The organism is Allobosea thiooxidans (assembly GCF_900168195.1).
Taxonomy (GTDB): domain Bacteria; phylum Pseudomonadota; class Alphaproteobacteria; order Rhizobiales; family Beijerinckiaceae; genus Allobosea; species Allobosea thiooxidans.
The window spans coordinates 35,505-48,681 of sequence record NZ_FUYX01000014.1; the positions used below are offsets into that span (position 1 = coordinate 35,505).

9 protein-coding genes and 1 pseudogene are annotated in these 13,177 nt (G+C 68.1%); 3 read left to right on the forward strand and 7 right to left on the reverse strand.

Annotated features, from left to right (window positions below; genetic code table 11):
- Positions 1–23 precede the first annotated feature (23 nt).
- A complete protein-coding gene (locus tag B5Y19_RS20940) occupies positions 24–1,262 on the forward strand; it encodes an aspartate kinase (RefSeq protein ID WP_055726213.1) in 1,239 nt (412 codons plus the stop codon).
- A gap of 144 nt (positions 1,263–1,406) precedes the next feature.
- On the opposite strand, the pseudogene B5Y19_RS20945 reads toward B5Y19_RS20940, so the two are convergent.
- The 3 genes and pseudogenes from B5Y19_RS20945 to B5Y19_RS20955 form a co-directional block, all read right to left on the reverse strand.
- Positions 1,407–4,526 (reverse strand): annotated as a pseudogene (locus B5Y19_RS20945) (efflux RND transporter permease subunit).
- Positions 4,523–5,701 carry an efflux RND transporter periplasmic adaptor subunit gene (locus B5Y19_RS20950; RefSeq protein WP_055726211.1) on the reverse strand — a complete coding sequence of 393 codons (1,179 nt, stop codon included), beginning with the start codon at positions 5,699–5,701 and terminating at the stop codon, positions 4,523–4,525. The pseudogene B5Y19_RS20945 and the gene B5Y19_RS20950 overlap by 4 nt, the downstream one beginning before the upstream one ends.
- A 14-nt stretch (positions 5,702–5,715) precedes the next feature.
- Positions 5,716–6,192: a MarR family winged helix-turn-helix transcriptional regulator gene (locus tag B5Y19_RS20955; RefSeq protein ID WP_055726210.1), complete on the reverse strand. Its 477-nt coding sequence runs from the start codon at positions 6,190–6,192 to the stop codon at positions 5,716–5,718.
- A 257-nt stretch (positions 6,193–6,449) separates the two neighbouring features.
- Here B5Y19_RS20955 and B5Y19_RS20960 point away from each other — a divergent pair, with 257 nt between their 5' ends.
- Positions 6,450–7,541, forward strand: a complete 1,092-nt coding sequence (locus B5Y19_RS20960; RefSeq protein WP_055726209.1) for an NADH:flavin oxidoreductase/NADH oxidase — start codon at positions 6,450–6,452, stop codon at positions 7,539–7,541.
- Positions 7,542–7,630: 89 nt separating this feature from the next.
- A complete protein-coding gene (locus B5Y19_RS20965) occupies positions 7,631–9,124 on the forward strand; it encodes a carboxypeptidase M32 (protein WP_055726208.1) in 1,494 nt (497 codons plus the stop codon).
- A 122-nt stretch (positions 9,125–9,246) separates the two neighbouring features.
- Here B5Y19_RS20965 and B5Y19_RS20970 read toward each other — a convergent pair whose 3' ends face one another.
- From B5Y19_RS20970 to B5Y19_RS20985, 4 genes are read right to left on the reverse strand one after another with little or no spacing between them, the layout of a single operon-like run.
- A complete protein-coding gene (locus B5Y19_RS20970) occupies positions 9,247–10,299 on the reverse strand; it encodes an ABC transporter substrate-binding protein (protein WP_055726207.1) in 1,053 nt (350 codons plus the stop codon).
- Entirely contained in the window at positions 10,296–11,501 is a 1,206-nt protein-coding gene (locus B5Y19_RS20975) for an NAD(P)/FAD-dependent oxidoreductase (protein ID WP_055726206.1), read from the reverse strand. The genes B5Y19_RS20970 and B5Y19_RS20975 overlap by 4 nt, the downstream gene beginning before the upstream one ends.
- Complete coding sequence (locus B5Y19_RS20980) at positions 11,498–12,886, reverse strand: NAD(P)/FAD-dependent oxidoreductase (RefSeq protein ID WP_055726205.1); 1,389 nt, start codon at positions 12,884–12,886, stop codon at positions 11,498–11,500. The genes B5Y19_RS20975 and B5Y19_RS20980 overlap by 4 nt, the downstream gene beginning before the upstream one ends.
- On the reverse strand, positions 12,883–13,173 hold the full coding sequence (locus tag B5Y19_RS20985) for a (2Fe-2S)-binding protein (protein WP_055726204.1): 291 nt from the start codon (positions 13,171–13,173) through the stop codon (positions 12,883–12,885). Before B5Y19_RS20985 ends, B5Y19_RS20980 begins: the two co-directional genes overlap by 4 nt.
- Positions 13,174–13,177 lie beyond the last annotated feature (4 nt).

A 13,177-nucleotide genomic window follows, 5' to 3' on the forward strand; every position in this document is an offset into this window, starting at 1 on the left:
CTATCGAGAGCCCAATTACCGTCATGGCCCGTCTGGTGATGAAATTCGGCGGCACCTCAGTCGCCAATATCGAGCGCATCAAGAACGCGGCGCGCCACGTCAAACGCGAATTCGAGGCCGGCAACGAGGTCGCGGTCGTGGTCTCGGCGATGTCCGGAAAGACCAACGAACTCGTCGCCTGGTGCAAGGAAGCGTCCCCGATCTACGACCAGGCGGAGTACGACACCGTCGTCGCCTCGGGCGAGCAGGTCACCTCCGGGCTGATGGCGATCGCGCTTCAGGAGATGGGGCTTCCGGCGCGCTCCTGGCAGGGCTGGCAGATCCCTCTCTACGGCTCGGACGCCCATAGCGCCGCCCGCATCGAGGGCGTCGACGGCGCAGGCATTCTCGCCGGCTTCGACCGCAACCGCGAGATCGCGGTCTGCTCCGGCTTCCAGGGCGTCAACCCGCGCACGCACCGCATCGTCACGTTCGGCCGCGGCGGCTCGGACACCAGCGCAGTCGCACTGGCAGCGGGCCTGAAGGCCGATCGCTGCGACATCTACACCGATGTCGACGGCGTCTACACTACCGATCCGCGCGTGGTGCCGAAGGCCAAGCGCATGGATAAGGTCTCCTTCGAGGAAATGCTCGAAATGGCCTCGCTCGGCTCCAAGGTGCTGCAGGTCCGCTCGGTCGAGATCGCGATGGTGCATCGCGTGCCGACCTATGTGCGTTCCTCCTTCGACGACCCCGACAACCCCAATCCTGGCACCCTCATCTGCGACGAGGACGACATCGTGGAACAGCAGATCGTCACCGGCATCGCCTTCTCCCGGGACGAAGCCCAGATCACCCTCCGGCGCGTGGCCGACAAGCCCGGCGTCGCGGCGGCAATCTTCGGCCCGCTCGCCGATGCCAACATCAATGTCGACATGATCATCCAGGTCGTCTCCGACGACCAGGCGACGACCGACATCACCTTCACCGTGCCGACCGCCGATTACGAGCGCGCCAAGACGCTGCTCGAAAGCAAGCACGACGTGATCGCCTATCAGGAGATCCAGGGCGCGACCGACGTCGTGAAGATCTCGGCGATCGGCATCGGCATGCGCTCGCATGCCGGCGTCGCCGCCCGCGCCTTCCGGGCATTGGCCGAGAAGGGCATCAACATCCGCGCCATCACCACATCCGAGATCAAGTTCTCGGTGCTGATCGACGCGGCCTATACCGAGCTCGCCGTGCGCACGCTGCATTCGCTCTACGGCCTCGACGCGGCCTGACGCGCTACGGCGTCATTCCGGAAGCGTCATGCTCGCCCTTGTGGCGAGCATCCACGCCTTGAACACCGCATTCGGTCACCGAAGCCAGGACGTGGATGGTCGGGACAAGCCCGACCATGACGGAAGCGCGCTTCTCTCGCGATGTCACTCTGCCGGATGCGCGACGTGCTCCGGCTCCTGCTTGCCAAAAATGAGCCGGGTCAGCCCGTCAGAGAGCCTGTCCATGTAGAGGAACGGACGGGCGTGATGAACAGCGTCAGCACCTGCGAGATCATCAGGCCGCCGACTACCGCGATGCCGAGCGGCTGGCGCAGCTCGGCACTCGCACCGGCGCCGAGCGCGATCGGCAGCGTGCCCATCAGCGCCGCCAGCGTCGTCATCAGGATTGGCCGGAAACGCATGAGGCAGGCCCGGTGGATCGCCTCCTGCGCCGCCGCCCCTTCGCGCCGCAGCACGAGGGCGACGTCGATCATCATGATCGCGTTCTTCTTCACGATGCCGATCAGCATCAGCAGGCCGATGATGGCGATGACCGACAGGTCCATGTCGAAGAGCCTGAGCGCCCCCAGCGCGCCGACCGCCGCCGACGGCAGCCCGGTCAGGATCGTCAGCGGGTGGATGAAGCTCTCATAGAGGATGCCGAGCACGATGTAGATCGTCAGGATCGCACCGGCGATCAGCAGACCCTGGTTCGCCAGCGAATCCTGGAAGGTCTTCGCCGTGCCGGCGAGCGTGGTCGAAATCGACTTCGGCAGGCCCAGCTGTTCCTTGATCACCTGGATGCGGTTGACGCTGTCGCCGAGCGCGACGCCGGCCGGCAAATTGTAGGAGATCGTCACCGCCGGAAGCTGGCCGAGCTGGTTGACCGTGAGCTGGCCGGCCGTTCGCTCGATCCGGGCGATGGCGCCGAGAGGTATCAAGGTGCCGTTCCTGGCGCGCACGCGGATGGCGTTCAGGTGCTCAGGCGTCCAGTGCTCGTTGGGATTGAACTCGACCACGACATTGTAGTTGTCGCCGGTGGTGTAGATCGTCGAGACCTGCCGGACACCGAAGCCCGAATAGAGCGTCGAGCGCAGAATATCGGCGCCGATGCCCAAGGCATTGGCCTTGTCGCGGTCGATCGTGAGCGTCGCCTGCAAGGCGTTGTTCTGCAGATCGGTGGTGACATCGGCGAAGGCCGCGCGATCGCGGCCCATAGCATCGGCCAGCCGCAGAGCCCAGTCATTCATCAGCGCCTGGTCGAGCCCCTGAACCACGAGCTGGTACTGGCTCTTGGAAGAGCGCGCGCCGATGTTCAGGTTCTGGACCGGGACCATGTAGGTGTTGATGCCCGCCACCTGGCCGAGGTCGCGCCGCAGCGAGGCCAGGACCGCTTGCAGCTCGGGACGCTCGTTCAACGGCTTCAGCTCGACGAACAGGCGCCCGGCGTTGAGCGCGCCACTGCCGCCATTGCTGCCAACCGACGAGGCGACATGCGCGACATAAGGCGACCTGCGGAAGATGCCGGCGACCTCGGCCTGGAGCTTCATCATCGCATCGAAGGAGATGTCCTGACGGGCCTCGGTCGAGACCTGGAGCTGGCCGATATCCTCCTGCGGGAAGAAGCCCTTCGGCGTCGTCTGCAGCAGCCAGACGGTGCCGGCCATGGTGAGGAAGAAGGCCAGCAGCATCAGCGGCTGGAAGCGCAGGCAGAATTTCAGCCCGTGGTCGTAGCCGGCGAGCAGCTTGTCGAAACCCTTCTCCAGCCAGCGGCCGAGCACGTTCGCCTTGTGATGCTCGGAATAGCCCGAGAGCAGGCGCGAGCACAACATCGGCGTCAGCGTCAGCGAGACGAAGGCGGAGGGCCAGGATCGCGACCGTCACCACCACGGCGAACTCGTTGAAGATGCGGCCGATGACGCCGCCCATCAGCAGCACCGGGATGAAGACGGCGACCAGCGAGAGCGAGATCGAGATGATGGTGAAACCAATCTCGCCGGCGCCCTTCAGCGAGGCCTCGTAGGCCGAGAGCCCATCCTGCTCCATGTGCCGGACGATATTCTCGAGCATCACGATGGCGTCGTCGACGACCAGACCGACAGAGAGCGTCAGGCCGAGCAGCGAGATGTTGTCGATCGAGAAATTGAGCACGTACATCGCCGCCAGCGTGGCGATGATCGAGATCGGCACCGCCACCGCCGGAATGAAGGTCGCCGCGATCCGGCGCAGGAAGACGAAGATCACCATGATCACCAGCGCGATGGTGAGCAGCAGGGTGAACTGCACGTCCTCCACCGCCTGGCGGATCGAGGTCGAGCGGTCGTTGAGCAGGGAGAGCGAGGCGGCCGCCGGCAACTGCTCGTCGAAGGCCGGGATCATCGCCCTGACGCGGTCGACGACTTCGACGGTGTTGGCGTCGGGCTGGCGCTGCACGGCGAGCACGATCGCCGGCGTGCCGTCATAGGTGCTGCGCGTCTGGGTGTTCTCGACGGAATCGATGACCTTGGCGACGTCGCCGAGCCTGACCGGCTTGCCGCCGCGCGTGGTGATGATGACGTTGGCGAACTGGGCGGCATCGGCGAGCTGCGTCTTCGCCTGGATGGTGAGCTGCTGGGCGTTGTTCTGGATCGTGCCGACCGGTGTGTTGGCGTTGGTCGCGGTGATGGCGAGCTGCAATTCGTCGAGTCCGATGCCGCGCGCGGCGAGCGCCGTCGGATCGATCTGGATGCGCACCGCGTATTTCTGGCTGCCCCAGATCAGCACCTGGGCGACCCCGTCGACTGTGGAGAGCGCAGGCGAAATCACCTGCTGGGCAAAGGCGTCGAGCTGCGAGAGCGGCACGACATCGCTCTTCAGCGCCATCAGGACGATCGGCGCATCGGCCGGGTTCACCTTGCGGTAGCTCGGCGGCGTCGTCATCTCGATCGGCAACTGCCTGAGGGTGCGGGTGATCGCCGCCTGGACGTCGGCGGCGGCCGCGTCGATATCGCGGTTCAGCACGAACTGGATTGCGATCGAGGTCGAGCCCTGCGCGTTCGTGGTCGAGATCGTGTCGATGCCGGCGATGGTGCCGAACTGCTTGACCAAGGGGGTCGCGATCGACGTCGCCATGGTGTCCGGCGAGGCTCCGGGCAGCTGCGCCGAGACGTTGATGACCGGGAACTCGGCGCGCGGCAGGGCCGCGACCGGCAGGAAACGCCAGGCGAACAGCCCCGCCAGCACCAGCGAAACCGACATCAGGATGGTGGCGACGGGATGCTTGATGCAGAAGGACGAGATGTTCATGAGCGCTCCCCTGCTGCGACCGGAGTGCTCTGCGGCGGCTTCTCGCCCGTGGCGGCGCGCTCGCGTACCCGCGTGCCCTGCTTCAGGCGCATCTGGCCGTCGGTGACGACGCGTTCGCCCGGCGCGATGCCCTCGGCCACGGCTGTGCGCTCGCCATCGCTGAGCGCTACCTTGATCTGCCGGAGATCCACGGTTGAATCCGGCTTCACGACGAAAGCGTAAGGCCCTTTCTGCCCCGTCTGCACAGCGACCGTCGGGATCACGGTGACGCCGGCCAGGGTCTCCGGAATGATCTCGACATCGACATATTGCCCCGGCCACAGGCTGAGGTCCTCATTGGGGAAAGCGGCCTTGGCAGTGATCGTGCCGGAGGTGGTGTCGACGGTCGAATCGACGAAATTGAGCTTGCCTTCCGCCGTCATGCGGCCGGCATTCGGGACATGGGCGATCACCGGCACGGGCCTGGCCGCTGCGAGCGCCCCCTGAAGCGTCGGCAGCTCGCTCTCCGGCATGGCGAAGGACACGCGCAGCGGCTTCATCTGGGTGATGGTGAGGAGGCCGGTGCCGCTGCTGTTGCCGGCGGCATTGACGAGGTTGCCCGGCGTGACCTGCACCGCGCCGATGCGCCCGTCGATCGGCGCGGTGATGCGCGTATAGCCCAGCCTCAGCCGGTCGGCATCGAGCGTCGCATGATCGGCCTGGATGCTGGCGGCGGAGCTGCGCTCGTCGGCCGTCGCCTGGTCGACCTGCGCCTGTGTGCCGGCATTGCGGGCAAAGAGCTGCTTGAAGCGCTCGAGATCGGCGAGGTTGCGCGTATGCGTCGCCTCATCCTTCGCCAGCATCGCCTGGTCCTTGGCGATCTGGGCCTTGATGTCGCGATCGTCGAGGGTGAAGAGCAGGTCGCCGGCCTTGACGAACTGCCCGTCGGTAACGTGCTGCTGCATGATCTGGCTGTCGATGCGCGACCTCACGACCACGCTCGCCGGCGTCTCGACGAAGCCGATGGCATGCTTGCGCACGGGGAAATCGGCCTGCACGCCGACAGCTGTCACGACCGCAACCGCGGCGCCGTCGCCGCGCGCGGAAGGGGCTGGCGCATGCGGGCGCATGGACCAGAAGACGGCGGCCGCAGCCAAGGCGAACAGCAGGCCGATGACGAAACCCGAACGCTTCATGGGCGCTCCTGTGCTCAGGCGATCCCGCCGGCGGCGGCCGGCACGTGCGGGGCAGCGCCCTCGCGGGCGAGGGTGCGCTGGCGGATCGCCGCGAGGGTGTCGAGCCCGGCAAGGATCGCCGTCTCCGGCACCTCGCCCAGCACCTCATGTGCAATCTCGGTACGGACGGCGTCGAGCTCGCCGACGAGCGCCCGGCCCGGTGGCGTCAGATGCAGACGATAGGCCCGGCGATCGGCCGGATCCGCACGGCGCTCGACCAGTCCCTGGCCTTGCAGGCGATCGAGAAGGCGGGCGAGCGAAATCGGCTGGAGCCCCATCTGTTCGGCGAGCGCCGCCTGGTTCAGGCCCTCCTGCCGGTAGAGGCGGGTCATCACGCCCCATTGGGCACGGGTCGTGCCGTGCTGGCGCGCGCGCTGGTCGACATAGGTGCGCAGCAGCCGCGAGGTCTCGACGAGCTGGAACAGGAATTCCCGCCGCAGGGGTCTCTGCATTCTCGTATCCTCACATTGTAAGCCTGCTTATAATGTGTTGGATTATGGCATTTTCGCGCTGCAGCCGGCCATTCGCGCGATTTCGTGAAGACGAGCGGTTCATTCCTGACGAATCATGCCGGCGGCGCCGATCCGGACTCCACCGGAGGGCTCAAGCGTTCGACGAGGGAGCCCCCGGCCGACGGCGCCCTTTCGGCTCGGGACAGCGCATTCTAGACTGCGCCCGAAACTCATCCCTCCGAGAGCCCCTTCCCGACATGAGCCAGCTCTTCAGCCCCTATCAGCTCGGCGGCCTTTCGCTCGCCAACCGCATCGTCATCGCCCCGATGTGCCAGTATTCGGCGCAGGACGGCTGCGCCACCGACTGGCACACCATCCATCTCGGCCATCTCGCCCTGTCCGGCGCCGGGCTGCTGATCATCGAGGCCACCGCCGTCGAGCCGGACGGGCGGATCAGCCCGTTCGATGTCGGCCTGTGGTCGGACGAGACGGAGGCCGCGCTGGGCAAGGCCCTGCATTCCGCCCGCGCCTGGTCGGACATGCCGATCGCGATCCAGCTCGCCCATGCCGGCCGCAAGGCCTCGGTCGCACAGCCCTGGCGAGGCGGCGGCCAGCTCGGCCTCGACGAGGGCGGCTGGAATGTGCACGCGCCCTCGTCGGTCGGTTTCGAAACCTATCCCCGCCCGCCTCGGGCGCTCACCACGGACGACATCGCGAGGCTCTGCGAAGCCTTCGCGGATTCGGCCCGGCGCAGCGTGCGGCTCGGGCTGGCGGCGATCGAGCTGCACGGCGCCCATGGCTATCTGATGCACCAGTTCCTCTCCCCGCTCTCGAACCGGCGCGAGGACGCGTATGGCGGCTCGCTCGAGAACCGGATGCGCTTCCCGCTGGAGGTCTATGACGCGGTGCGCTCGGTGGTGCCGGCGGGTTATCCGGTCGGTTTTCGCATCTCGGGCACCGACTGGGTCGAGGGCGGCTGGGACATGGAGCAGAGTCTGGCCTTCGCCAAGGTCATCAAGGCGCGGGGCGCCGACTTCATCCATGTTTCGAGCGGCGGCCTCTCGGCCGCGCAGGCGATCCCGCTGGGTCCGAGCTACCAGGTGCCGATGGCGCGCGCGATCAAGCAGGAGACCGGGATCGCGACCATCGCCGTCGGCCTGATCACCGAGCCGGAGCAGGCGGAGGCGATCGTCGGAACCGGTGAGGCCGACCTCATCGGGCTCGCCCGCGGCATCCTCTACAATCCGCGCTGGCCCTGGCACGCTGCGGCGCAGCTCGGCGCTTCCATCAAGGCACCGAACCAGTATCTGCGCTCGCAGCCACGGCAGTATTCGAAGCTGTTCGCCTGATCCTCGAAGCGATTGTCCCGCGTCATCCCGGGCAACAACGTCCCGTGGTGACCCGCGTGTTTTGAACGATCACCGCCCAAGGAATGCCCATGACCGCCTATTCCGACCTGACCGCCCATTTCGGCCGCATCGCCGCGCTCTCCAACGCCGTCGGCATCCTGCAATGGGACAGCGACACGATGATGCCGAAGGGCGCCGCCGAGACGCGGGCCGAGAGCATGGCGCTGCTCCATGTCATGCGCCATGGCCTCGCGACCGACGCCCGCATCGGCGACTGGCTGGCGCAGGCGGAGAGCGACGGCGCGCTCGGCCCCTGGGAGAAGGCCAACCTGCGCGAGATCCGGCGCCTCTGGACGGTCGACACCGCCCTGCCCGCAGATCTCGTCGAGGCATCGAGCAAGGCGATCTCGGCCTGCGAGATGCGCTGGCGCCAGGCGCGGGCGGATGCCGATTTCACCGGCCTCCTGCCCTATCTCGCCGAGGTGCTGAACCTGCAGCGCCAGATCGGCACGGCCAAGGGCGAGAAGCTCGGGCTAGGCGCCTATGACGCGCTGCTCAACGACTACGAGCCCGGCGGCAGCTCGGAGAAGATCGACGCGCTGTTCGACGATCTCGCGGCCTTCCTGCCCGGCTTCACCCAGGAAGTGGTGGCGGTGCAGGCGCGCCGGCCGGGGACGCCGGCCCTGGGCGGCCCCTTCGCGACCGAGACCCAGCGCGCGCTGGGTCTCAGGCTGATGGCGGCGCTGGGCTACGACTTCGAGCGCGGCCGGCTCGACATCTCGACCCATCCCTTCTGCGGCGGCGCCGACAACGACGTCCGCATCACCACGCGCTATGACGAGGCCGATTTCACCAAGGCGCTGATGGGCGTGCTGCACGAGACCGGCCACGCGCTCTACGAGCAGGGCCGGCCGCAGGGCTACATGAACCAGCCGGTCGGCGCAGCACGCGGCATGAGCCTGCATGAGAGCCAGTCGCTGCTGATGGAGATGCAGGCCTGCCGCTCGCGCCAGTTCCTCGCCTTCGCCGCCCCGCTGATGCGGGAGAGCTTCGGCGGCTCCGGCCCGGCCTGGGAGGCCGAGGCGATGTGGCGCCGCTACACCCGCGTCGAGCCGGGCTTCATCCGCGTCGATGCGGACGAGGTCACCTATCCCGCGCATGTGATCCTGCGCTACCGGCTGGAGAAGGCGCTGATCGCCGACGCGATGCCGCTCGCCGAGCTGCCTGCCGCCTGGAACGAAGGGATGAAATCCCTGCTCGGCGTCACGGTGCCGGACGACCGGCTGGGCTGCCTGCAGGACATCCACTGGCCGTCGGGCGGCTGGGGCTATTTCCCGACCTATACGCTGGGCGCGATGACGGCCGCCCAGATCTTCGACGCCGCAGCCCAAGCCGAGCCCGGCATCCTGCCCGGCATCGGCAAGGGCGATTTCGGCCCGCTCGTGGGCTGGCTGCGCGCCAATATCCACGGCAAGGGCTCGCTGCTTTCGACCGACGACCTCCTCACCGAGGCGACCGGGCGGCCGCTCGACGCCGCTGTGTTCAAGGCGCATCTGCGCCGGCGCTATGTCGAGGAGGTGTGAGGCCTGCTTTCCGATTCGTCTCAGTGACTTGAATCGATCCGCTGAAGCGGCGCGCGAATCCCACGAACGAAAACGGCCGGCCCTCGCGGGCCGGCCGTCGCCGTATGGGAAGAGCCGGCGGCTCAGCGCTCGATCATCTTGTTCCAGCGGCTGTTCCACTCGGGGCGCTTGGCGTTGATCGCGTCCCAATCCAGCGTCACCGCGGTCTTCATATAGGTGTTGAAGGCGTCGATCTTCTCCTGCGCCTCGGGCGTCGGAGCCTTCGTCTTCGGGTTTGACGGGATCGCGTTGCCGATGGTCATGGCGTTGGCCTGCGCCTCCGGCGAGAGCAGATAGGCGGCGAGCTTCTGCGCCAGCTCCGGCTCCGAATTGTTGGCGATGACGCATTGCGCCACCATCAGCACCACCGAGCCTTCCTTCGGCTGGGCATATTCGACCGGAATGCCCTTGCCCTTCAGCGTCGCGACCGAGGTGGGCGTCAGCGGGAAGAGCGCGGCCTCGCCGGTCTGGACCATCTCCGAGATCTTGGCCGAGTTCGGGATGAATTCGAGCACGTTCTTGCCGATGGTTTCGCGGAACTTGGTGAAGCCCGGCTCGACGTTGTTTTCGTTGCCGCCCTGGATGCGGTTGAACATCAGGAAGGCGTGCAGGCCGAAGGACGAGGCCGAGGCAGACTGGAAGACGACCTTGTCCTTGAACTTCGGATCGGCGAGATCCATCCAGGAGGTCGGCGCGGCCCAGCCCTTCTCGTCGAACATCTTCTTGTTGTAGGCGAGACCGGTCATGCCCATGTCGATGCCGGCCGCCATGTCGCCGCTCATGCGCGCCCCTGCCGGCAGATCGGCGAGACCTTCGCTCGGCTTCAGCTTCTCGCAGAGCCCGGCCCCGATGGCGCGGACCATGACGCCGTCGTCGAGGAACATGACGTGCATCTGCGGCTTGTCCTTCGCCGCCGTCGCCTTGGCGAGGATGTCCGAGGAAGTGCCGGGGACGACGACGATCTTGACGTCGTTGGCCTTCTCGAAGGCCGGGAAGACGGCCTGGGTGAAGACGCGCTCGAAATTGCCGCCGTTCATGCCGACATAGAGCGTCTTGCTCTGGGCGAAGGCGCTGCCGGCAGCGGCCAGCGCGAGCGCGGCGACGGTTCCGGCCAAGGCCGTGCGACGAGTGATCATGAGTGGGCTCCCCTGTTGTGCGGCTCTGGCGGCTGATCCGCACCCGAGCCGTGGCTGGTGCGGTGCTGATCGGGCCGGCTGGTCGCCGGCCGGCTGAAGCGGGAGATCGAGAAGGCCTCGATCGGCGTCGATGTGCGGCCGTCGCGGACGAGCTCGGCCAGGACCTCGCCGACGCCCGGCGCGATCTGGAAGCCGGCGCCGGTGAAGCCGAAGGCGTGGATCAGGCCCGGCGTGGTGCCGCTGAAGCCGATCACCGGGTTCCGGTCCGGCATGGCTGCCTCGGTCCCCGACCAGAAGCGGATCGCCTGGGCATGGCGCAGCGCCGGGAAGACCTCGGCGGTGCGGTTCATGATCGCCAGGGCGCCATCCCCACGCGGACGCGAGAAATCCGGGTCAGCCAGAGGCAAGGCACGCTCGCCGCCGACGACGCAATTGCCGCGCTCGACCTGCCGGGCATAGATGCCGCCGCCCTCGATGCCGATATTGACCGTCATCACCGGCGGCAGCGGCTCGGTGACGATCATCGACGGGTAAATGCGGGTGAGAGGAACGGGCTCGCCGAAATCGGCGGCGAAACGGTCGGCCCAGGCGCCTGCGCTGTTGATGACGATGGCGGCCGTCAGGGTCGTGCCCGTGCCGGCTTCCAGCGCAAAGCCCTCGCCGTTGCGCGTGATGCCGGCAACGGGCGTGTTCTCCAGCACATGGACCCCGGCCCGCCGGGCGGCGCTGGCGAAGCCGGCCGAGACGAGGCGGGGATTGGCGTGGCCGTCGCCGGCGCAGAGCGAGGCGCCGAGGATGCTGCCGTCGATCCAGGGGAAGCGCTCGCGCAGGCCGTTATGGCCGATGAGCTCGAGATCGAGCCCCTGATCGGCGACCTCGGCCGCATAGGCCTCGAGCGACGCCATGTCGGCCTCGCTGCGGGCTAGCTTGAGATGGCCCGAGCGCAGGAACTCGCCGTCGATGCCGATCAATTCCTTGAGACGCGGCCAGACGGCATGGGCGCGCTGCGACAGCGGCAGCTGCTCGCGCGGGCGGCCCTGCCGGCGCACGCCGCCATAGTTCACGCCGCTCGCCTGCGCGCCGCAGAAGCCCTTGTCGAGCAGCGCGACGTCGAAGCCCATATTGCGCAAAGCCAGAGCGGCCGACGAGCCGACGAGCCCGCCGCCGACGATGGCGACGTCGATATCGAGATGCCGGCTCACGCGGCGTCCTCCGATCGATCGGCGGCCAGCTGCAACGCCAGCGGGATCGGCTTCACCGGCGCCTGCGCCCTCAGCCTGCCGACCCCATCGATCGGCTTGCCGGTCGCGGCGGCCAGCACCTCGGCCGAGGCCGCAGCGCAGATCCGCCCCTGGCAACGGCCCATGCCGACGCGGCTGACCGCCTTCAGGCGGTTGATCTCGCCGATGTCGAAATGCTTCGCGGCCTCGCGCACGGCACCGGCCGTGATCCCCTCGCAGCGGCAGAGCGTGATGGAATCGTCGATCGCCCCCGCCCAATGAGCCGGGAACGGAAAGGCGGCCTCGAGCACGTCGCGCAGCCGGCCGATGCGCGCGAGCTCGGTTTCGAGCGCAACAACGCGCGCCCTATCGACGGCCAGCCCGCGATCCTCCAACAGCGCCAGGGCTGCACGCTCGCCAGCCCGCTCGGCGGCGTCCGCCCCGGCGATGCCGGCCCCGTCGCCGGCGAGATAGACACCCGCAACCGAGGACCGGCCGGCGACGTCCCGCGTCGGCAGCCAGGCGCGGTCACGGTCGTCGAAGCGGAAGGTACAGCCGGCGAGATCGGCGAGCTGGGTCTCCGAACGAAGGGCAAGGCCATAGCCGACGCCGTCGCAGGCGAGGCGCCGCTCGCGGCCGCCTTCCCGCCAGGCGACGCCGGACACCCTGCCCTCGCCTTCGAAGCGCAAGCCTTCGACGCCTGTGCGGATGGCGACGCCACGCAGTCGCAATTCGGCAACGAAACGCGCCCCGCGCAGCACAATGCCGGCATCGAGCGGCACGGCCCGGATCAGGTTGAGCTTGGCGGTGGCCGGCGCGGCGTCGAGCACCGCCGCGACCTCCACGCCCGCCTTCATGTATTGCCAGGCGACGAGGTAGAGCAGCGGGCCGGAGCCGGCGAAGACGACGCGGCTGCCGATGGCGCAGCCCTGCGCCTTGAGCGAGACCTGCGAGCCGCCAAGGGTGAAAACGCCGGGCAGCGTCCAGCCGGGAACCGGCAGCACGCGGTCGGTCGCGCCCGTCGCGAGGATCAGCCCGTCATAGGCGACGCGGCGGCTCGTCCCGGCAACCGCGATATCGGCCGTGCCATCCCGGAGGTTCCAGAGCAACGCCTGCGGCCAATAGTCGATGTGGCCATCGAGCGCGGCGAAGGCGGCGTGGAGCCTCTCGGCCTTGCCCGCCTCCGAGCCATAGAGATCCTTGGTCGAGCGGCCGTCCTGCACAAGGCGCTGGCGATAGATCTGGCCACCGCAGGCTGGCGCCTCGTCCACCACCAGAGGACGCAGGCCGGCGGCGACGAGCGCCGCGGCGGCGCGGATGCCGGCCGGGCCGGCGCCGACGACGAGCGGCTGCGGACGCGCGCTCATGCCGACCTCCCGCGCGTGGTCACGATACGCATGCCGGCCAGGAGGGGCGTGGTGCAGGCCCGCAGCCTTTCGCCCGCCTCGTTCATCACCCAGCAATCCTGGCAGGCCCCCATCTGGCAGAAGCCGGCGCGCGGCTCGCCGGAGAATTCGGCGCGGCGCAGGCTCTCGGTGCGGCTGAGGATCGCGCTGAGAAGCGTATCGCCGGCGCGGCCCTCGCAGGGGGCGCCGTCGAGAGTGAAGGCGATGGCGGCGTGGTCCTTGCGGGCGATCCGGCGAAGCAGCGGCATGGCG

Excerpts from the sequence above, each read along its gene's own strand:
- B5Y19_RS20940 (WP_055726213.1), top strand. The coding sequence starts at position 24 with ATGGCCCGTCTGGTGATGAAATTCGGCGGCACCTCAGTCGCCAATATC.
- B5Y19_RS20950 (WP_055726211.1), bottom strand. The coding sequence starts at position 5,701 with ATGAAGCGTTCGGGTTTCGTCATCGGCCTGCTGTTCGCCTTGGCTGCG.
- B5Y19_RS20955 (WP_055726210.1), bottom strand. The coding sequence starts at position 6,192 with ATGCAGAGACCCCTGCGGCGGGAATTCCTGTTCCAGCTCGTCGAGACC.
- B5Y19_RS20960 (WP_055726209.1), top strand. The coding sequence starts at position 6,450 with ATGAGCCAGCTCTTCAGCCCCTATCAGCTCGGCGGCCTTTCGCTCGCC.
- B5Y19_RS20965 (WP_055726208.1), top strand. The coding sequence starts at position 7,631 with ATGACCGCCTATTCCGACCTGACCGCCCATTTCGGCCGCATCGCCGCG.
- B5Y19_RS20970 (WP_055726207.1), bottom strand. The coding sequence starts at position 10,299 with ATGATCACTCGTCGCACGGCCTTGGCCGGAACCGTCGCCGCGCTCGCG.
- B5Y19_RS20980 (WP_055726205.1), bottom strand. The coding sequence starts at position 12,886 with ATGAGCGCGCGTCCGCAGCCGCTCGTCGTCGGCGCCGGCCCGGCCGGC.
- B5Y19_RS20985 (WP_055726204.1), bottom strand. The coding sequence starts at position 13,173 with ATGCCGCTGCTTCGCCGGATCGCCCGCAAGGACCACGCCGCCATCGCC.